This is a genomic window from Streptomyces sp. NPDC088354 (assembly GCF_044753585.1).
GTDB lineage: Bacteria > Actinomycetota > Actinomycetes > Streptomycetales > Streptomycetaceae > Actinacidiphila.
Genome location: NZ_JBIVNJ010000005.1, coordinates 39663 through 57876, shown reverse-complemented (window position 1 = coordinate 57876; position 18214 = coordinate 39663). Strand labels below are relative to the sequence as shown.

General features: G+C 73.1%; 15 protein-coding genes. 4 read left to right on the top strand and 11 right to left on the bottom strand.

Going from position 1 to position 18214, the window contains the following annotated elements:
- Positions 1 to 86 precede the first annotated feature (86 nt).
- Positions 87 to 1274 carry a trypsin-like serine peptidase gene (locus ACIP98_RS10405; RefSeq protein WP_401974914.1) on the top strand — a complete coding sequence of 396 codons (1188 nt, stop codon included), beginning with the start codon at positions 87 to 89 and terminating at the stop codon, positions 1272 to 1274.
- A 71-nt stretch (positions 1275 to 1345) separates the two neighbouring features.
- On the opposite strand, the gene hflX is transcribed toward ACIP98_RS10405, so the two are convergent.
- From hflX to miaA, 6 genes are all read right to left on the bottom strand, one after another.
- Positions 1346 to 2848, bottom strand: a complete 1503-nt coding sequence (hflX, locus tag ACIP98_RS10400) for a GTPase HflX (RefSeq protein ID WP_319659174.1) — start codon at positions 2846 to 2848, stop codon at positions 1346 to 1348.
- Positions 2849 to 2995: 147 nt separating this feature from the next.
- Positions 2996 to 4600 (bottom strand): M1 family aminopeptidase, encoded by a 1605-nt coding sequence (locus tag ACIP98_RS10395; RefSeq protein WP_401974911.1) that lies wholly within the window; start codon positions 4598 to 4600, stop codon positions 2996 to 2998.
- Between the two features lie 71 nt (positions 4601 to 4671).
- On the bottom strand, positions 4672 to 6804 hold the full coding sequence (locus ACIP98_RS10390; RefSeq protein WP_401974908.1) for a RelA/SpoT family protein: 2133 nt from the start codon (positions 6802 to 6804) through the stop codon (positions 4672 to 4674).
- Between the two features lie 153 nt (positions 6805 to 6957).
- Positions 6958 to 7836, bottom strand: a complete 879-nt coding sequence (gene dapF, locus ACIP98_RS10385; protein ID WP_319659177.1) for a diaminopimelate epimerase — start codon at positions 7834 to 7836, stop codon at positions 6958 to 6960.
- Between the two features lie 16 nt (positions 7837 to 7852).
- Entirely contained in the window at positions 7853 to 8320 is a 468-nt protein-coding gene (locus ACIP98_RS10380; protein WP_319659253.1) for a hypothetical protein, read from the bottom strand.
- A 97-nt stretch (positions 8321 to 8417) separates the two neighbouring features.
- On the bottom strand, positions 8418 to 9368 hold the full coding sequence (gene miaA / locus ACIP98_RS10375) for a tRNA (adenosine(37)-N6)-dimethylallyltransferase MiaA (protein WP_319659178.1): 951 nt from the start codon (positions 9366 to 9368) through the stop codon (positions 8418 to 8420).
- A 106-nt stretch (positions 9369 to 9474) separates the two neighbouring features.
- Here miaA and ACIP98_RS10370 point away from each other — a divergent pair, with 106 nt between their 5' ends.
- Positions 9475 to 9690: an antitoxin gene (locus tag ACIP98_RS10370; RefSeq protein WP_319659179.1), complete on the top strand. Its 216-nt coding sequence runs from the start codon at positions 9475 to 9477 to the stop codon at positions 9688 to 9690.
- 95 nt (positions 9691 to 9785) lie between these two features.
- Here ACIP98_RS10370 and ACIP98_RS10365 read toward each other — a convergent pair whose 3' ends face one another.
- Genes ACIP98_RS10365 through ACIP98_RS10350 form a run of 4 tightly spaced genes read right to left on the bottom strand, consistent with a single transcriptional unit; the run spans position 9786 to position 13324 of the window.
- A complete protein-coding gene (locus tag ACIP98_RS10365) occupies positions 9786 to 10490 on the bottom strand; it encodes a class III extradiol dioxygenase subunit B-like domain-containing protein (protein ID WP_319659180.1) in 705 nt (234 codons plus the stop codon).
- A 25-nt stretch (positions 10491 to 10515) separates the two neighbouring features.
- Positions 10516 to 10839 carry a hypothetical protein gene (locus tag ACIP98_RS10360; RefSeq protein WP_319659181.1) on the bottom strand — a complete coding sequence of 108 codons (324 nt, stop codon included), beginning with the start codon at positions 10837 to 10839 and terminating at the stop codon, positions 10516 to 10518.
- A gap of 51 nt (positions 10840 to 10890) precedes the next feature.
- Entirely contained in the window at positions 10891 to 12399 is a 1509-nt protein-coding gene (gene miaB / locus ACIP98_RS10355) for a tRNA (N6-isopentenyl adenosine(37)-C2)-methylthiotransferase MiaB (protein WP_319659182.1), read from the bottom strand.
- Positions 12389 to 13324, bottom strand: coding sequence for an MBL fold metallo-hydrolase (locus ACIP98_RS10350; protein ID WP_401974903.1), 936 nt, complete (start codon positions 13322 to 13324; stop codon positions 12389 to 12391). The genes miaB and ACIP98_RS10350 overlap by 11 nt, the downstream gene beginning before the upstream one ends.
- Before the next feature lie 122 nt (positions 13325 to 13446).
- Here ACIP98_RS10350 and ACIP98_RS10345 point away from each other — a divergent pair, with 122 nt between their 5' ends.
- Positions 13447 to 14430: a TAXI family TRAP transporter solute-binding subunit gene (locus ACIP98_RS10345; protein WP_401974901.1), complete on the top strand. Its 984-nt coding sequence runs from the start codon at positions 13447 to 13449 to the stop codon at positions 14428 to 14430.
- 116 nt (positions 14431 to 14546) lie between these two features.
- Positions 14547 to 16388: a serine/threonine-protein kinase gene (locus tag ACIP98_RS10340; protein WP_319659185.1), complete on the top strand. Its 1842-nt coding sequence runs from the start codon at positions 14547 to 14549 to the stop codon at positions 16386 to 16388.
- A 34-nt stretch (positions 16389 to 16422) separates the two neighbouring features.
- Here ACIP98_RS10340 and ACIP98_RS10335 read toward each other — a convergent pair whose 3' ends face one another.
- A complete protein-coding gene (locus ACIP98_RS10335; protein WP_401974898.1) occupies positions 16423 to 18201 on the bottom strand; it encodes an HAD-IA family hydrolase in 1779 nt (592 codons plus the stop codon).
- Positions 18202 to 18214 lie beyond the last annotated feature (13 nt).

Here is an 18214-nt window from a genome sequence, read left to right as displayed (position 1 = left end):
ACGCCCAGGAGAGGGCACAGTGGGCACAGTTGGGCATTGCCCTTCAGCGAGCAACCAACATGTTCACAACAGGGGGATCGCAACCGATGCCATCGATACGCCGGTTGACCGCGGCTGCGACAGCGGCCGCCTTGCTCGCCGTCACGGTGACCGCCTGTGGCGGGTCCGACGACAACGCCGATGCCAAGCCCAGCCCCACGGCGGCCGCGTCGTCCGGCGGCACCGGGCTCCAGCTGCCCTCCGGCCTCCCCACCACCCTGCCCACCAGCCTCGACGACCTGGACAAGTGGGCGGACGCGCTGCAGAACGGCGGCTGGAAGGACTGGGACAAGGACAAGTGGCTGCGTGACGCGGCCGACTTCGTCAACCCCGTCATCAAGGACCTCTGGGACGCCGACCGGCTCCGCAAGGCCGACGAGACCCCGGACGACGAGCAGACGGCCGACGTCCGGCAGGCGGACGACGGCACCACCGACCGCGAGCCCGCCCCGATCAGGGCGCAGCGGCTGGCGACCCCGTTCCACGACGCCTCACCGGCGACCGGCAAGCTGCTCTTCGACATGCCCGACGGCCAGGCGGTCTGCTCGGCGACCGTGGTGAGCGACCCGGCGAACCCCGGCAGGAGCAACCTGGTGTGGACGGCCGGCCACTGCGTGCACGCGGGCGCCGCGGGCGGCTGGTACCGCAACATCGTCTTCGTGCCCTCCTTCAACGACGAGGGCCTGAGCGGCACGGCACTGCAGAACGCCTCCAAGGAGCAGCTCGCACCGTACGGCACCTGGTGGGCGACGAAGGCCGGCACCTCGCAGCAGTGGATCGACGGGGGCGGGGAGTCCTCGGAGACCAGCTCGGCCTACCCGTACGACTTCGCGGTGCTGAAGGTGACCGACCCGAATTCCACGACGTCCCTGGAGGAGACGGTCGGCGCATCCGTGCCGGTCTGGTTCGACGCGCCCACTTCGGCGGGCATCGACTCCCTGGACGTCCGCGGCTACCCCGCGGCGGCGCCCTTCGACGGCTACGGCTACCAGCAGTACCACTGCGCGGGCGACCCGGTCCGGCTGGCGCTGACCAAGGGCGCGCCGACCATGCACTGGCTCGGCTGCACGATGACGGCCGGCGCCTCGGGCGGCGGCTGGTTCGCCAGGCGGCCCGACGGCAGGCAGGCCCTGGTCAGCAACACCTCGATCGGCCCGCAGGACAGCCCCCGGTGGCTGGCCGGACCGCATCTGGGCTCCGAGGCCGAGTCGATCTTCGACGCCGTGCGCGGATAGCGCCCGGCGGGAGACGCCGCAGGGCCCGCCCCCATGGAGGGGCGGGCCCTGCGGCGTTCGCAGCGGGACGCCTAGCGGCGCGCGGCGAGCGCGAACGGCTCGAGTTCCGCCGCCAGCTCGTCATGGACGCGGGCCTTGAGCAGTGTGCCGTCGCCGGTGTGCTCCTCGGAGAGCACCTCGCCGTCGGAGTGCACCCGGGCGACGAGCGCACCGCGGGTGTACGGCACCAGGGCCTCGATCTCGACGGCGGGCCGCGGGAGCTCGTCGTCGATCATCGTCAGCAGCTCCTGGATGCCGCGCCCGGTGCGGGCGGACACCGCGATGGAGTGCTTCTCGCGGCGCAGCAGGGACTGCAGCACCACGGGGTCGGCCGCGTCGGCCTTGTTGATCACCACGATCTCGGGCACGTCCAGCGCGCCGACGTCGCGGAAGACCTCGCGGACCGCGGCGAGCTGCTCGTCCGGGTTCGGGTGCGAGCCGTCCACCACGTGCACGATGAGGTCGGCGTCGGCGACCTCCTCCATGGTGGAGCGGAAGGCCTCGACCAGGTGGTGCGGGAGGTGCCGCACAAAACCGACGGTGTCGGCCAGCGTGTAGAGCCGGCCGCTCGGGGTCTCCGCCCGGCGCACGGTCGGGTCCAGGGTGGCGAACAGCGCGTTCTCCACCAGGACGCCCGCACCGGTGAGCCGGTTGAGCAGCGAGGACTTGCCGGCGTTGGTGTAACCGGCGATCGCCACCGAGGGCACCTTGTGGCGCTTGCGCTCCTGGCGCTTGAGGTCGCGGCTGGTCTTCATCTCCGCGATCTCCCGGCGCATCTTGGCCATCTTCTCGCGGATGCGCCGCCGGTCGGTCTCGATCTTGGTCTCACCGGGACCACGGGTGGCCATACCGCCGCCCGAGGAGCCGGAGCCACCGCCACCCATCTGCCGGGACAGCGACTGACCCCAGCCGCGCAGGCGCGGCAGCATGTACTGCATCTGCGCGAGCGAGACCTGGGCCTTGCCCTCACGGCTCTTGGCGTGCTGGGCGAAGATGTCGAGGATCAGCGCGGTCCGGTCGACCACCTTGACCTTGACGACGTCTTCCAGGTGGATGAGCTGGCCGGGGCTGAGCTCACCGTCGCAGACCACGGTGTCGGCGCCGCTCTCCATCACGATGTCGCGCAGCTCCTGCGCCTTGCCGGAGCCGATGTAGGTGGCCGGGTCCGGCTTGTCGCGGCGCTGGATGACACCGTCGAGGACGAGGGCGCCCGCGGTCTCGGCGAGGGCGGCGAGCTCCGCGAGGGAGTTCTCCGCGTCGCGGACGGTGCCGTCCGTCCAGACACCGACGAGCACGACGCGCTCCAGGCGGAGCTGTCGGTACTCGACCTCGGTGATGTCCTCCAGCTCGGTGGACAGACCCGCCACACGGCGCAGAGAGGCTCGTTCGGAACGGTCGAACTGCTCGCCGTCACGCTCCCCGTCGATCTCGTGACTCCAGGCGACGTCCTCTTCCATCAGGGCGTCGGCCCGAAGGCTCTCGGGGAGGCGCTGGCGGCTGCTTGCAGAGCTCGAAGAGGAGGAAGAGGAGGTCATTGGATCCTTTGCTCGGAGAGGAATCGATGTGCGCGGCGCTCACGCCCCGCACACAGGCCACAACGTTCGGCGGGGCCGGGAGATTCCCCGGGCCGGGCCGCGGCGTCGTCGCCGTACGTAGATGGTCGCACGCCGGTCGCCGCCCGGTCACGCGACTTTCGCGGGCCCGGGTGCGGGCCCGGAGCGGTGTGCGCTGTGCGGGGCGGCTTGTTCGTTGCCGTGGGACGGACCGTGGGAGTGGCCGTGGGACGGACCGTGGGAGTGGCCGTGGGACTGACCGTGCGGGCCGGCCTGGGGTCCCGGCCTGGCGGGCGCCGGCTTCCAGTCGGGGTGGCCCGGCATGGGCGGGGTGGTGGGCCCGTACAGCCAGGCCCGCAGGAAGGGACCGAGGTCGCGGCCCGCGGTGTCGGAAGCCAGCTCGATGAAGTCGGCGGTCGAGGCGACGCCGTCGCGGTGCCGGGTGACCCAGGCGCGCTCCAGTTCCTGGAACACCTCGGCGCCGATCTCCTGGCGGAGCGCGTAGAGCGCCAGCGCCCCGCTGAAGTAGACGTTGCCGCGGAAGATGCTGAGCTTGGCCTGCGCTCCGGGGTTGCCGGGCACGAGCGGGTGGGCGGGCGGACCGCCGGCACGGCGCAGCTCGCCGTCGAGCTCGTAGGCGGCTCTGGCGAGCTTGTCCAGGGTGTACTCGTGGTACTTCTCGGCGCCGTAGCGCCACTGGTACCAGGTGGCGTGACCCTCGTTCAGCCACAGGTCGGACCAGGTCGCGGGGCTCACGCTGTCGCCGAACCACTGATGCGCCAGCTCGTGCACCATCACCGGCGTGGCGTCCGCCTCGCGGGCCAGCAGGACCCGGCGCTCGAAGAGCGAGAGGGTCTGCGTCTCCAGCTCGAACCCGGTGATCGTGTTGGCGCTGAGGATGCCGTACGTCTCGAAGGGGAACGGGCCGACCTGCTGCTCCATCCACGCGATCTGGTCGGCGGTCAGGGCCAGCCGCTTCTCCAGCACCGCCCGTTCAGGATCGGCGGCGTCCAGGACGTCGCGCAGCGGCAGGCCGCCGGGCCCCGTGCGGTGCAGGACGGCGCTGTGCCCGATGGAGACCTGGGCGAGCTCGGTGGCCATGGGGTGGGCCGTGCGGTAGGTCCACGTGGTGGTGGCCCCCCGGGTGAGGGAGGGCTCGGGCAGGCCGTTGGCGACGACCGTGAGGTCCTTGGGGGCGGTGACGTGGAAGGCGAACCGCGCCTTGTCCGAGGGGTGGTCGTTGCACGGGAAGACCGTGTGGGCGGCACTGGCCTGGTTGGCCATGACCAGCCCGTCCTTGGTGGGGATCCAGCCGCTGTCGTCCTTGGTGGTGGGATCACTGGTGTGGACGACGGTGATCTGCATGCGTCCGCCCACGGGGACCGGGACGGCCGGGGTGACGACCAGTTCCTCGCGCTCGGTGGTGAACCGGGCGGGCTGGTCGTTGACCTCGACCGAGCTCACGGTGCCGCGGGCGAAGTCGAGGTGGAAGCTCTCCAGGGTGTCGGTGGCGAGCGCGTCGATCCGGGTGACGGCACTCAGCGGCCGGTTGTTGCCGTGGTAGGTGAACGAGATGTCGTAGTCGTGGACGTCGTACCCGGGGTTGCCGAGCTCGGGGTAGAGCCGGTCGCCGATACCGGCGGGGGTCGTGTCGCCGCCGGGCAGTCCCGCCGCAGTGAGCGCGATCACCGCGGCCGCGGTGAGGGCGCCGCGGCGCGCAAAGGATCCGATCATGGGACATCGGTATCAGCGCACCGTGGCCCGCAGGCGGCGGCGCGTCAGCACCCCACCCGATCGGGTACTCCTCAGACCTGTGGAGTGGCCACCGCGCCCTGGGCGCGGTACACGTCGTAGACCCCGGGCACGGCGCGCATCGCGCGCATCAGGACGGACAGCGACCCGGGGTCGGGCAGTTCCACGGTGTACGTGTGGCGCACCCTGTGCTCCTGCGGGGGCTCCACCGCGGCGTAGACGATGGCGACGCCCTGCCCGGCGATGACCTCGGTCAGGTCGGCGAGCAGTCGCGGACGGCCCAGTGCCTCGGCGTACAGCGTGGCCCGGTGGCCGGCGCCGGGGGCGTCGTGGCGCCAGCGGACGGCGACCGGGGCGCGGCCGGAGGCCGCCATGCGGGCGCTGACCGGGCACCCGGCGCGGTGAACGGCCACCGTGCCGCCGCGGATGACGAAGCCGGTGATCCCGTCGGGCGGCACGGGTGTGCAGCAGCGGGCCATGCGCACGGTGCCGCCGGGCGGATCGGTGTCGACGGCCTCCGCGAGAGGGTCGGCCGTACGGCGCGTGGCGGTTCCGGCGGCGCGGACGGCGGGTGTGGCCGGCTGCTCCTCGGCGCCGGCCGCCGGGTGGGCCTCCAGCCACCGGCTGATGGCGATGCGGGCGGCGGGGGTGCGGGCGTGCTCCAGCCAGTCCGGCGACGGCCCCGAGACTTCACCACCGGTGCTGTGGGCCATGAGCAGTTGCAGGGAGTCACCGTCCTTGAGGGCGGTGCGCAGCGGCGCGAGGCGGCCGTTGACCCGCGCGCCGACGACGGCGTGGGCGGCCTCACCGTGCAGGGCGTAGGCCGCGTCGGTGCACGTGGCGCCGTCCGGCAGGCCGACCGTGCCGCCGTCGGCGGAGAAGACGGTGATCTCCCGGTCCTGGGCGAGCTCGTCGCGCAGGGTGCTCCAGAAGAAGTCCGGGTCGGGGGCGTCGCGTTGCCAGTCGAGCAGCCGGGCGAGCCAGCCCGGCCTGGTCGGGTCGACGCGCTCGCCGTCGGCACCCTCGGCGGTCTCGCCGGCCGTGTACGGATTGCCGAGCGCGATGACACCGGCCTCGGCCGCCAGGTGCATCTGCCGGGTGCGGATGAGGACTTCGGCGATGCGGCCGTCGGTGTCCCGGACGGCGGTGTGCAGTGACTGGTAGAGGTTGAACTTCGGGGCCGCGATGAAGTCCTTGAACTCCGCGACGACCGGGGTGAAGCAGGTGTGCAGCTCACCGAGGACGGCGTAGCAGTCGGCGTCCTCGGCGACCTGGATCAGCACGCGGCCGAAGTCGCTGCCGCCGGGCTGCGCGCCGCCCCGCTTGCGCGCCACGCGGTGCACCGACACCACGTGCCGCGGCCTGACGTCGACCTCGGCGCCGATGCCCGCGTCCCGCAGCACCCGGCGCACGTCCTCGGCGACGGCGGACAACGGGTCGGGCAGGGCGGCGTGTTCGACGATCAGATCGGTGGTGCGGCTGTACTCCTCGGGGTGCAGGATGGCGAAGACCAGGTCCTCCAGCTCGGTCTTCAGCGCTTGGACGCCGAGGCGTTCGGCGAGCGGGATGAGCACGTCCCGGGTGACCTTGGCGATGCGCGCCTGCTTCTCGGGGCGCATGACGCCGAGGGTGCGCATGTTGTGCAGTCGGTCGGCGAGCTTGATCGACATCACACGGACGTCGTTGCCGGTGGCGACCAGCATCTTGCGGAAGGTCTCGGGCTCGGCCGCGGCCCCGTAGTCGACCTTCTCCAGCTTGGTGACCCCGTCGACCAGGAAGCGCACCTCCGCGCCGAACTCCTCGCCCACCTGGTCCAGCGTCACATCGGTGTCCTCGACCGTGTCGTGGAGCAGGGAGGCCGTCAAGGTCGTGGTCTCCGCGCCGAGTTCGGCCAGGATGAGGGTCACCGCGAGCGGGTGCGTGATGTACGGCTCACCGCTCTTGCGCGTTTGGCCGCGGTGCGAGGACTCGGCGAGCTCGTACGCCTTGCGCAGGATGGCGAGGTCCGCACGGGGATGTCGCAGGCGGTGCACCTTGGCGATGTGCTCGATCGCGTCCGGCACGCGCCCCCGGCCGCCGGGACCGAGCAGGGCCGCACGCCCCAGCCGGCGCAGGTCCGCCGTCCGCGGGATGCGCCTGCGCCCCTCGGAGTTCGGGACGGCTTCCACTGCGTTGTCTGGGCTCATACGGGCACCTCCGGCAGCGTCGACCGGCGGCGGGATGGCTTCCGTGCCGGTGCTTGATGCTACCGAGCCCATCACGTGCCGCTGCCACGCTCTCGCCCAGCGTGATCGGCATCACCCGTTCGAGCGAATGAACACCCCGGAGGACGGGTAGGCTTATGCGCTTTCGCGCAGCCAGGCCGGGTCGATCACGCCCGTGGCGACGATGACGGCCGGTCCGGTCATCTCGACCGTGCCGTCCGGGTGTTCGGTGACGGACAGTCGCCCGCCGGGCACGTCCACGGTGTAGGTCTGCGGACGGCCCGTCACGGCCGGGTCGAGCCCGTCGCGGCGGGCCGCGGCGACCATGACGGCGCAGGCGCCCGTGCCGCAGGACCGGGTCTCGCCCGAGCCGCGCTCATGGACCCGCATGGCGACGTGCCCGGGGCCGCGGTCGACCACGAACTCGACGTTCACGCCGTCCGGGTAGGCCGCGGCGGGCTCCCAGACCGGGGACGTCAGCAGGTCGCCGGCCTCGGCGAGGTCGTCGACAAACGCGACGGCGTGCGGATTGCCCATGTTCACGTTGCGGGCCGGCCAGCGGCGCTCGCCGACGGAGACCTCGACCTCGCCCTCGGGCAGCACGACACGTCCCATGTCCACGGTGACGTCGCCGTTCTTGGCGAGGTGCGCCTGCCGCACACCGGCGCGGGTGGCGATCGCGAGGTCACCGGCCTCGGCGAGACCGGCGCGCTCCAGGTAGCGGGCGAAGACCCGGACGCCGTTGCCGCACATCTCGGCGACGGTGCCGTCGCCGTTGCGGTAGTCCATGAACCACTCGGCCTCCGCGGCCATCGCCGCGGCCTCGGGGTGCTTCGCGGAGCGGACCACCCGCAGCACGCCGTCCGCGCCGATCCCGGCCCGGCGGTCGCAGAGCCGGGCGACCATCGCGGCGGTCAGGTCCAGTTCCCCGTCGTGGTCGGGGATGATCACGAAGTCGTTCTCCGTGCCGTGCCCCTTGAGGAACGGCAGGCCCTGCGGTGCGGCGGTGGTCATGCCCCGATCCTACGGGTCAGCGCAGGCGGGCGACGCGCCAGAAGGCCAGCAGCGCCAGCACGATGATCACGGCCGCGTACAGGGCGAGGTAGCGCCAGTCGGGACGCCGTTCCGAGCCGCGGGCGGGCAGGCCCGGCCACGTGTAACCGACCTTGCGGGCGGCCATCAGGCCCCAGCCGGCCGCGCAGCAGCCCAGCAGGAAGCCGAGCATGGCGACGACGGCGCCGCCGTCCCCGGTCTCGAAGGCGAGCGGGAAGGCGAACATCAGCGAGCCGAGCGCGCCCAGAGCGACGATCGGGGCGATCTGCCACACGCGCAGACGGCGCTCGGGGCGCAGCTCGCGGAAGGACTGCTCCTCCTCCGCGAGGGTCTGCGCGTCGAGCGGGTCCTCCAGGGGTCCGTCGACCACGAGGCGGTCGTGTTCCGCGTCCGCGGCACCCTCCGCCTGCTCCGGTTGCGGTCCGTTGCGAGGGCCGGCTTCCATCGCCACGCGCCCTCCAAAGAGTCCGACATCGTAGCCCGATGCTCGATGATGGCACGCTCGAAGTGGCGTCAAGTGCCGCTGGGGCGTCCCGATGCCATCACGTGATCAGGCTGTGACCGCTGGGCCGGGCCGGGCCGAACAGGGCGAGGGCCTGGCCCACCAGTTCCTCTCCGCGACCGCCGAGCCAGTGCACCCGGCGGTCGCGGCGGAACCACGAATCCTGACGGCGCGCGAAGCGTTTGGTGGCGCGCACGGTCTCGTCGCGCGCCTCCTGCTCGGTGCAGGCGCCCAGGAAAGCGGCGAGGATCTGCTGGTAGCCGAGCGCCCGGGAGGCGGTCCGCCCCTCACGCAGGCCTGCCGCCTCCAACGCCCGCACCTCGCCGACCAGCCCGGCGTCCCACATCCGGTCGACGCGCAGCGCGATCCGCTCGTCGAGCTCGGGGCGCGGCACGTCCACTCCGATCTGGACCGTGTCGTAGACCGACCCCTTGGAGTGCGCGTCGGGCAGGTTCGCCGTGAAGGGGCGGCCGGTGATCTCCACGACCTCCAGGGCGCGCACCACACGCCGCCCGTTGCTGGGCAGGATCGCCCGCGCCGCCTCGGGGTCGACGGCGGCCAGACGCGCGTGCAGCGGACCGGAGCCCTGCTCCTCCAGCTCGGCCTCCAGGCGGGCCCGCACGTCGGGGTCGGTGCCGGGGAAGTCCAGGGCGTCGATCGCGGCGCGCACGTAGAGACCGGAACCGCCGACGAGGACCGCGCTGCGCCCGGCGGCCAGCAGGCGGTCGATCTCGGCCCGGGCCAGGCGCTGGTACTCGGCGACGCTGGCGGCCTGGGTGACGTCCCAGATGTCCAGGAGGTGGTGCGGGACGCCGTGCCGCTCCTCCTCGGCGAGCTTGGCGGTGCCGATGTCCATGCCGCGGTACAACTGCATGGAGTCGGCGTTGATCACCTCACCGTCCAGGGCCCGGGCCAGGGCGACACCGAGGTCGGACTTGCCGGCGGCCGTGGGGCCGACGACGGCGATCACGTGGGGGGCGTCGTTCTTCACGTGCACAGTTTCGCAAATCCCGGCGGGGCGGATTCACCCCCGGACGAGTAGCATCATCAAACAGAAAAGGTCATTTCGGGCCATTCCACGCAGGGGACGGTGAGCCATGAGCCTCATGGACACGTTGAAGGCCAAGGCCGAACAGGCCAAGGCCAAGGCCGGGGATTTCGTGGAACGCCACGGCGACGCGATCGAGTCGAAGCTCGACAAGGTCGCGCACACGGTCGACGAGAAGACCAAGCACAAGTACAGCAGCAAGATCGACTCGGGCGTGGACAAGACCAAGGGCGCCCTGGGTCAGATGAAGGACAAGCGGGACTAGCCCTGTCGTCACGTGGGCTCCGGCCGCCCGGAGGGCGGGCTCCGCGGGTCCCCCGGCTCCCGGCTGCAGCTGGGGGAGGGAATGCGACGACAGGCCTAGGACCAGACCGACACGAAGTAGCCCACGCCGTAGGGCGCCTCGTCGTACAGCAGGGCGCCGCCCAGTGCGGCCTGCTCTGCCGCGCCGGCCAGCACCTGCCACGGGGCCCGTCCCGCGGCCCGCAGCTCACCCGCCAGCCCGGCGTCCAGCCCGGCCAGCGCGGCCGTGTCCGCGGTGCCCAGCGCCCGTGCGACGGAGGCGTCGAAGGCCTCCGCGCGGTCGTCCAGGTAGCCGGGGGCCTTGAGGGTGCGGCAGTTGCTGCCGTCGCCCATGACCAGCAGCGCCACCCGGTCCGCCAGCTCCGCCAGACCTCGGCCCAGCTCCAGCATGCGCCCGGCCGGCGCGTCCTCGGGCACCGCGCAGCCGTGCAGGGGCGCGGCCAGGCGCGCGTCCTCCAGCAGCGCGGCGGCGACCGTCAGCGCCGGGGCCAGCGGCTCGGGGTCCGAGCCGTCGCCCAGGCGCACCGCGCGGTTCACCCCGTACGGGCGCAGCGACCCGGTGCCACCGCCCTCCCAGACGTGGGAGCTCTCCCCCGTACCGACCGCGCCGACCACGACCAGCAGGTCGGGGCGGGCGGCCGAGACCACGGCCAGCGCGTCGGCACAGGCCGCGCGCAGGGTGTCCAGCTCGGCGGACGCGCCCGAGGCGACCTCGGGCACGAGCAGCGGCGGGCAGGGGCATACGGCGGCGGCGACCAGCATGATCGGAAGCCTAACGCGCGCCGGCTCAGTACCCCTCGGGCACACGGTCGCGGGGCGTGGGCGCCACCGAGGCGTCCTTGCTGTCGGCGATGAGCTCGGCCACCGTGAAACGGCAGATGTAGGTCGTGGTCATGCCCTCGTTGACCTGCAGCAGGCCGTCCCCGGTGCGGTACGTCCAGGTGCGCCGCACGCTCAGCGGCTTCCTGGGCCGGAAGGCCTGCGCCGTGCGCTCCAGGGCGCGCAGCGCGTCCTCACGGCTCCCGTCGGCGTGGCCGAGCAGGTCGAACTCCCAGCGCCTGTTGTCGCCGCTGCCGACGGTCTCCTCGACGAACAGACCCCAACGGCTCATGCCGTCCCCCCTCGGATCGCTGTGGTGTGCTCCCGCCGGGCCCCCGCCCGGTCAGTGGGTGGCGCAGCCCGGTGCGGCCGCGGGCATCGGCGCCGGGACGCCGATCGTCGGCAGCCCGAGCAGGACGCCCGCGGGCTTGGCGGCCGCGGCCGCGCTGCGCCGCTCCCAGGCGTCGCCCGCCGGGGTGCGGCGGACGGCGAGGGCGGGGCGCTCCGCGAGCAGGTGGTGCGGCGCGGCGTAGGTGATCTCCGCGGTCACCATGTCGCCGGGGCGCACGGGCTCGGCCGGCGGCGCGAAGTGCACCAGGCGGTTGTCGCCGGCGCGGCCGGACAGACGGTGCGTGGCGTCGTCCTTGCGGCCCTCGCCCTCGGCGACCAGGATCTCCAGGGTCCGGCCGACCTGCTTCTTGTTCTCCTCCCAGGAGATCTCCTCCTGGAGCGCGACCAGGCGCTCGTACCGCTCCTGCACCACGGCCTTGGGCACCTGGCCGTCCATCTCGGCGGCGGGCGTGCCGGGGCGCTTGGAGTACTGGAAGGTGAAGGCCTGGGCGAACCGGGCCTCGCGCACCACGTGCAGCGTCTGCTCGAAGTCCTCGTCGGTCTCGCCGGGGAAGCCCACGATGATGTCGGTGGAGATGGCGGCGTCCGGCATGGCGGCGCGCACCTTCTCGATGATGCCGAGGTAGCGGTCCTGCCGGTACGAGCGGCGCATGGCGCGCAGCACGGTGTCGGAGCCGGACTGCAGCGGCATGTGCAACTGGTGCATCACGTTCGGGGTCTCGGCCATGGCCGCGATCACGTCGTCGGTGAAGTCGCGCGGGTGCGGCGAGGTGAAGCGGACCCGCTCCAGCCCGTCGATCCCGCCGGTGGCGCGCAGCAGCTTGCTGAAGGCCTCGCGGTCGCCGATGTCGGAGCCGTACGCGTTGACGTTCTGGCCGAGCAGCGTCACCTCGACGACGCCCTCGGCGACCAGCGCCTCGACCTCGGCAAGGATGTCGCCGGGGCGGCGGTCCTTCTCCTTGCCGCGCAGCGCGGGGACGATGCAGAAGGTGCAGGTGTTGTTGCAGCCCACCGAGATGGACACCCAGGCCGCGTACGCGGACTCCCGCCGGGTCGGCAGGGTGGAGGGGAAGGTCTCCAGCGACTCGGCGATCTCGACCTGGGCCTCCTCGGCGACCCGGGCGCGCTCCAGCAGCACCGGCAGGCTGCCGATGTTGTGGGTGCCGAAGACGACGTCGACCCAGGGGGCCTTCTTCACGATCGTGTCGCGGTCCTTCTGCGCCAGGCAGCCGCCGACGGCGATCTGCATGCCCGGGCGGGCCGCCTTCTGCGGGGCGAGGCGGCCGAGGTTGCCGTACAACCGGTTGTCGGCGTTCTCGCGCACCGCGCAGGTGTTGAAGACCACGACGTCCGCGGACACCGTGCCGTCGGCGTCCTTGGGCGCGCGAACGTAGCCGGCCGCCTCCAGGAGGCCGGCCAGCCGTTCGGAGTCGTGGACGTTCATCTGGCACCCGTAGGTGCGGATCTCGTAGCTCTTCACACCCTGCTCTTCACGCTGCACCCATCCAGGGTAAGGGGGCGCCGGAACCGCTCGTGCTCACGTTCCCCCCCGGGACGGGCACGAGCCGGTGGGTGTTCCCGTCCGGGACGACCGTGCCGGCGGTCGGCGGCGGGAAGTGCGTGCCCAGGAGCAGCGTGTCCGTGCCGGCCAGCCGGCCGAGCAGTGCGCGGCGGCTGCGGACGGACAGCGCGGGGTCGGTGTCGGTGGGGCTGGTGAGGTCCGGCCGCGCGACCTGGACGGGGTGGTGCACACTGTCGGCGCCGATCACGGCGGTCCGGTCGGCGCCGCGCACCTCGACGGCCACCTGTCCCGGGGTGTGGCCCGGCACCGGCAGCAGCCGGATCCCCGGGGCGGGCTCGGCGGGGCCGTCGCCCACGTCCACCAGGTCGAGCAGCCCGGCGTCGCGCACCGGGAGCACCGAGTCGCGGAGGACCTGCCGGTGGGCCGCGTCCGTGGCCGGGCCGGCCCAGTGGTCCCACTCGGCGCGCGGGACGACGTGGCGGGCGTGGGGGAAGGTGGGGACCCATCTGCCGCCGTCGTCGCGGGTGTTCCAGCCGACGTGGTCGGTGTGCAGGTGGGTGAGGATCACCAGGTCCACCTCCTCGGGCGGGAACCCCGCGCCGGCCAGGCGCAGCAGGTAGTCGGTGTCCAGCCGGTCCCAGGCCGGGTCGTCGCGCGGTTTCCCGTTGCCGATGCCCGTGTCCACCAGGACGCTCAGCCCGTCCGCCCGCCAGGCGAACGTGTGGCTGTGCAGCCGCAGCGTGCCGTCCTGCCGGACGAAGTCGGGTAGCAGCCAGGCCACGGCGGCCATGACGGCCGGAGTGGCCCCCGGCAGGAGCACCGCGCCGGTCCGCGGCGGCAGGGCGGTCTCGTCGACCCGGCGGACGACGAGGCCGCCGAGGTCCCAGGCGGCCGAGGGGTGCATCCGGTGCCTCCGGTACGACGTGCGGGACGCGGTCGTCCTTCCGAGCGTAGCGACGCCCCGGGCACCGCGCGCCCGGCGGCGGGCGCTGGCCAGGGCGGGAGGGGGCTGGCAGTATCGCCCGGATGGAGGTCCCCCGTATCGGCAGGCGCCGGGTCGTGCAGGCGGTGCTGGCGGCTGCCGCGGCGACGGCGCTGCTGGTGTGGTGGCTGCTGCCCGCGGAGGGCCCGTCGTACCCGACCGGGGCCGTGTCCTTCTCGACCGGGTCGCGCAGCGGCGTCTACGAGACCTACGGCAAGCGGCTCCAGCCCTACCTGCGCACCGACCTGCCGGGCGTGCGGGTACGCCTCGTGCCCTCCGAGGGGTCGGTGGACAACGTGCGGCGGGTGGCCACCGGGAAGGCGGACTTCGCGATAGCGGCGGCCGACGCGGTCGCGGACTACCGGGGCGAGGGGGCCGGACGCCTGCGGGCGTGCGCACGGCTGTACGACGACTACATGCAGCTCGTGGTGCCCGCCGACTCCAAGGTGCGGTCGGCGAAGGACCTGCGGGGGCTGCGCGTCGGGGTGGGGCAGCCCAGTTCCGGGGTGAACCTCATAGCGCGGCGGCTGCTCACCGCGGCGGGCCTGGGGCACGAGGGGGACGTGCGCCGGAAGGCGGTCGGCATCGACACGGCGCCCCAGCTGCTGCGCGAGGGCAAGCTGGACGCGTTCTTCTGGTCGGGCGGCCTGCCGACGAAGGCCGTGACGGATCTGGCGGAGAGGTCCGACGTCAAGCTGGTCCAGCTCGGCGACCTCGTGACCGCCCTGCACTCCGGGGACGACGAGTCCGGCTACTACCGGCAGGCCGTGATGCCCGCGGACGCCTATCCGATGATCCAGGGCGGGCGGGCGGTGCAGACCATCGCCGTGGCCAATCTGCTCATCACCACGGACCGGCAGGACACCGGGCTGGTGGAACGGCTCACCAGGACGGTCATCGACAGCCGCGACCGGATCGGCCAGGAGGTGCACGCCGCACAGCTGGTGGATCTGCGGACAGCCGTCTTCACCGACCCGCTGCCGCTGCACGCGGGAGCCGAGCGCTACTACCGCTCCGTGAAGCCATAGGCCCGGTTGGCGGCGTTCCGTCCGACATGTGATCATCTCCCTTCCCCGGGGCCGATGTTCATCCCTGTCGCCGCCCCATAACCTGTAGCCGACCACGGACCGATGGGGGCACAGGCATGAGCACTGAGGGTATTCCGGAGACCCTCATCGACGGCCGCTACGAACTGCGCCGGCAGCTCGGGCGCGGCGGCATGGGCGTGGTCTGGGAGGCGTACGACAACCGGCTCGGCCGTCAGGTCGCCGTCAAGGAGCTGCTGTTCCGCGGGGCGCTGGACCCGGAGACGCAGGCGCAGTGGGTGGAGCGGGCGCGCCGGGAGGCGCAGGCGATCGCCCGGATCGGGCACGAGCACGTGGTCGCCGTGCACGATGTGATCGAGGCCGAGGGCCAGGTCTGGATCGTCATGGAGCAGGTCAATCCGCACTCCCTGGCCGACCAGTTGCGCGAGCGGGGCCGGCTGCCGGCCCTGCAGGCGGCACGGATCGGGCTGGAGGTGCTGCGCGGTCTGCGCGCGGTGCACGCGGCCGGTGTGCTGCACCGGGACGTGAAGCCGCACAACATCCTCTTCCGGCGCGACGGCCGGGCCGTCCTGATGGACTTCGGCATCGCCACCTTCGAGGGCGCGGCGCAGGTGACGCGGCTGCACGAGACCGTGGGCACCCCGCAGTACCTCGCCCCGGAGGTCGCCAACCGGCAGCCCCCGACGCCCGCTTCCGACCTGTGGTCGCTGGGCGTCACGCTGTACGAGATGGTGGAGGGCCGGCCGCCGTTCCGGGGGCCGACGCCGTACGAGGTGCTGGAGGCCGTGCGCACCTCGGAGCCGCCGCCGATGGCGCACGGCGGGCCGCTGCGCCCGCTGGTCGACGGGCTGCTGGTGAAGGACCCCGACGCGCGGATGACGGCGCAGCGCGCCGAGCAGTTGCTGCAGCACGTGGCGCAGGAGACCCCGCAGTTCCCCCTGCCCGTCCATGCCGACTACGACCCGCAGGCCACCGAGTCGGCGGTACACGTCCCGGAGCAGCTCACGGACCCGTCCGCGGCGGAGAGCGCCGCGCCGGCGCCGCGGCCCGGCGGCGGGCGCCTCGCGTGGCGGCGCTGGCGCGCGCTGCTGGCGGGCGGCGTGGGACTGGTGGTGCTCGCGGCCGCCGGCTGGTTCGCCACCGACGGGCTGCGGGACGACAACGGGCTGCGGCTGGCCGGTTCCCCGACGTACCAGGCGGCCCGTGAGCGCGGCTATCTGCTCGTCGGCGTCAAGAAGGACCAGCCGGGGCTGAGCCAGGTCTCGTCGACCGCCAAGGCCGGCTACGAGGGCTTCGACATCGACCTGGCCTGGGCGATCGCCCGTCATCTGGGTTTCCAGCGGGTCCAGTTCACCGTCGTGGACACGCAGTCCCGCGAGTACCGCCTGAAGGCGGGCCAGGTCGACCTGATAGTGGCGAGCTATTCGATCACGGCCGCGCGCAAGGAGCAGGTCGACTTCGCGGGCCCGTACTACCAGGCGGCACAGGACTTCCTGGTGCGCACCGACTCGCCCATCCACGGCGCGCAGGACCTGTTCGGCCACACAGTGTGCACGGTCACGGACTCCACTCCCGCCGAGCGCCTGGGGAAGCAGTTCCCGCTGATAAAGACCGACCAGCAGGCCTCGTACGGTATCTGCGTCGACGAGTTGCTGAAGGGGCAGGTCGACGCCGTCTCCACCGACGACATCATCCTGGCCGGCTACCGGGCCCAGCACCCCACGCGGCTGCGGCTGCTGGGCGTGCCCTTCGGGATCGAGGAATACGGTGTGGGCATCCAGAAGAACGAGCCCGCGCTGAAGCACGCCATATGCGACGCGATACGGGACGAGATCACCTCGGGCGCCTGGCGGGCGTCGTACATCAAGCACCTCAAGCCGCTCACCCCGCAGCAGCTCGCGGACCAGCGGCCGCCCGAGGAGATGGAGGAGTGCGCCTGACGGCGCCGGTGCCCCCCGGGCGGCCCCGCGGGCCTCAGCGCAGCGCGAAGGTCGTGACGACGGCGGCGTGGTCGGAGGGCCACGCGTTGGACGCGACGTCGGGCTCGGGACGGGGGTCGCCGGTGACGAGCGTCGTGGAGTCCAGGACCTCCAGCCCGCTGCCCGCGTAGAGCACGAAGTCGATCCGGTCCTGCGGTTCGGGCGCGGGGTTCACCGGCGACCAGGTGGTGCCCGGGTCGCGCACCGGGTCGGGGTGGGCGTCGCGGTAGGAGTCGCGCAGTCCGGCCGCCTCGGCCTCCAGGGTGACCGGCCAGGGCACCTCGCGACCGCCGTGGAGCGGGGCCGCCTCGGCGGTCCAGTCCAGGTGGGAGGGGACGTTGAAGTCCCCGATCAGCAGCACCGGCGTGGTGTCGCGGGCGGCGAGGTCGCCGGCCATGTCGCTCAGGATGCGCCGGATCTCGCCGAGGCGGCCCGAGGACTCCTCGCGCTCGGCCAGCGCCTCGACCGGCAGCCGGTCGTTCAGGGCGTCGTACGGGCCGTAGGGCGTGTAGTTCAGGTGCGCGCTCCACACCGTGACCTCGCGGTCCGCGTCGAGGCGCACGGTCGCGCCGAGACCGCCGTAGAACGGGGTCGCGGGCAGGCCGTGGCGGGAGACGATCGGGTAGCGGCTGATCACGCCGAGGTTGTCGCCGGCCTGGTGGTAGTCCCAGCCGAGTGCCTCCGCCAGCTCCTTGGCGGAGTGGGTGAGGGTCTCCTGGAGGCCGACGACGTCGGCGTCCGCGTCCAGCAGGACGCGCAGTTGCCTGTCGCGGCGGTCGTCGACCATGGTGCCGCCGCGCCACAGGTTCCACGTCATGACGCGCACCCGGCGCACCAGGGGCTCGCCGGCCGCGACGACCGGGACCCGGGCGGTGACGACGGCGGTGCGCCCGATGTCGTCGGTGGCGGTGACGCTGACCGCGGCCTCGCCGGGCGCGTCGGGTGTGCCGGTGACCGTGCCGTCGGCGCGGACCTCGGCCCACTCCGGGCCGGCGCTCTTCGCGTACGTCACGGGGGCGCCGCGCAGCAGCCCGGCCACGGTGGCCCGGAAGGGCTCGCCGACCCGGGCGGCGCGGGTGGTGAAGGCGGGTACCAGGAAGGACGGTTCGCGGCGCACCAGGTCCCGCAGCACCGTGATGCCGACCTGCTCCAGGCTGCCCAGCACCAGGCGTCCGGGGCCGGGCGCGATCGGCGCCAGCGAGGGCACGGCGAGCACCCGGCAGCCGGCGGCCTCCGCGGAGGCGACGCCGGTCGGGGTGTCCTCGACGGCGACGCAGGAGGCCGGGTCGGCGCCCAGGGCGCGGGCCGCGGCGAGGTAGGGGTCGGGGGCGGGCTTGGTGCGCTCGGTGTCGTCGGCGGTGAAGGAGACCGCGAAGCGGTCCCGGCCGAGAACGTCGAGGACGATGTCGACGACCTCACGGGGGGAGGCCGACACGAGAGCGATGGGGACGGCGTGCCGGGCCAGTTCGTCGAGCAGTTCGATCGCGCCGGGGCGCGGGACGGTACGGTCCCGGACCCGGGTCGCGAACTCGCGGTGCAGGACGGCGGCCAGCTCCTCGGCGCGGGTCGCCGTCCCGGTCGTGCTCACCAGATGTGCGGCGGTGTGCTCGACGGCGCGGCCGAGGACCTCGGTCACGTCGGCGTCGCCGAGCACGTGCCCCAACCCGGCGGCCACTTGCTCGACCGCCTGCCACCACAGCTCCTCGGTGTCGACGAGCGTGCCGTCCATGTCGAACAGAACGGCGTTGAGCGGGTGGGTCGGTGGGTGGGTCACGGAACTCTCTTTC

Excerpts from the sequence above, each read along its gene's own strand:
- ACIP98_RS10405 (WP_401974914.1), top strand. The coding sequence starts at position 87 with ATGCCATCGATACGCCGGTTGACCGCGGCTGCGACAGCGGCCGCCTTG.
- ACIP98_RS10365 (WP_319659180.1), bottom strand. The coding sequence starts at position 10,490 with ATGCTGGTCGCCGCCGCCGTATGCCCCTGCCCGCCGCTGCTCGTGCCC.
- ACIP98_RS10340 (WP_319659185.1), top strand. The coding sequence starts at position 14,547 with ATGAGCACTGAGGGTATTCCGGAGACCCTCATCGACGGCCGCTACGAA.
- dapF (WP_319659177.1), bottom strand. The coding sequence starts at position 7,836 with ATGACCACCGCCGCACCGCAGGGCCTGCCGTTCCTCAAGGGGCACGGC.
- ACIP98_RS10395 (WP_401974911.1), bottom strand. The coding sequence starts at position 4,600 with ATGATCGGATCCTTTGCGCGCCGCGGCGCCCTCACCGCGGCCGCGGTG.
- ACIP98_RS10360 (WP_319659181.1), bottom strand. The coding sequence starts at position 10,839 with ATGAGCCGTTGGGGTCTGTTCGTCGAGGAGACCGTCGGCAGCGGCGAC.
- ACIP98_RS10350 (WP_401974903.1), bottom strand. The coding sequence starts at position 13,324 with ATGCACCCCTCGGCCGCCTGGGACCTCGGCGGCCTCGTCGTCCGCCGG.
- ACIP98_RS10390 (WP_401974908.1), bottom strand. The coding sequence starts at position 6,804 with ATGAGCCCAGACAACGCAGTGGAAGCCGTCCCGAACTCCGAGGGGCGC.
- ACIP98_RS10380 (WP_319659253.1), bottom strand. The coding sequence starts at position 8,320 with ATGGAAGCCGGCCCTCGCAACGGACCGCAACCGGAGCAGGCGGAGGGT.
- hflX (WP_319659174.1), bottom strand. The coding sequence starts at position 2,848 with ATGACCTCCTCTTCCTCCTCTTCGAGCTCTGCAAGCAGCCGCCAGCGC.
- ACIP98_RS10345 (WP_401974901.1), top strand. The coding sequence starts at position 13,447 with ATGGAGGTCCCCCGTATCGGCAGGCGCCGGGTCGTGCAGGCGGTGCTG.
- ACIP98_RS10370 (WP_319659179.1), top strand. The coding sequence starts at position 9,475 with ATGAGCCTCATGGACACGTTGAAGGCCAAGGCCGAACAGGCCAAGGCC.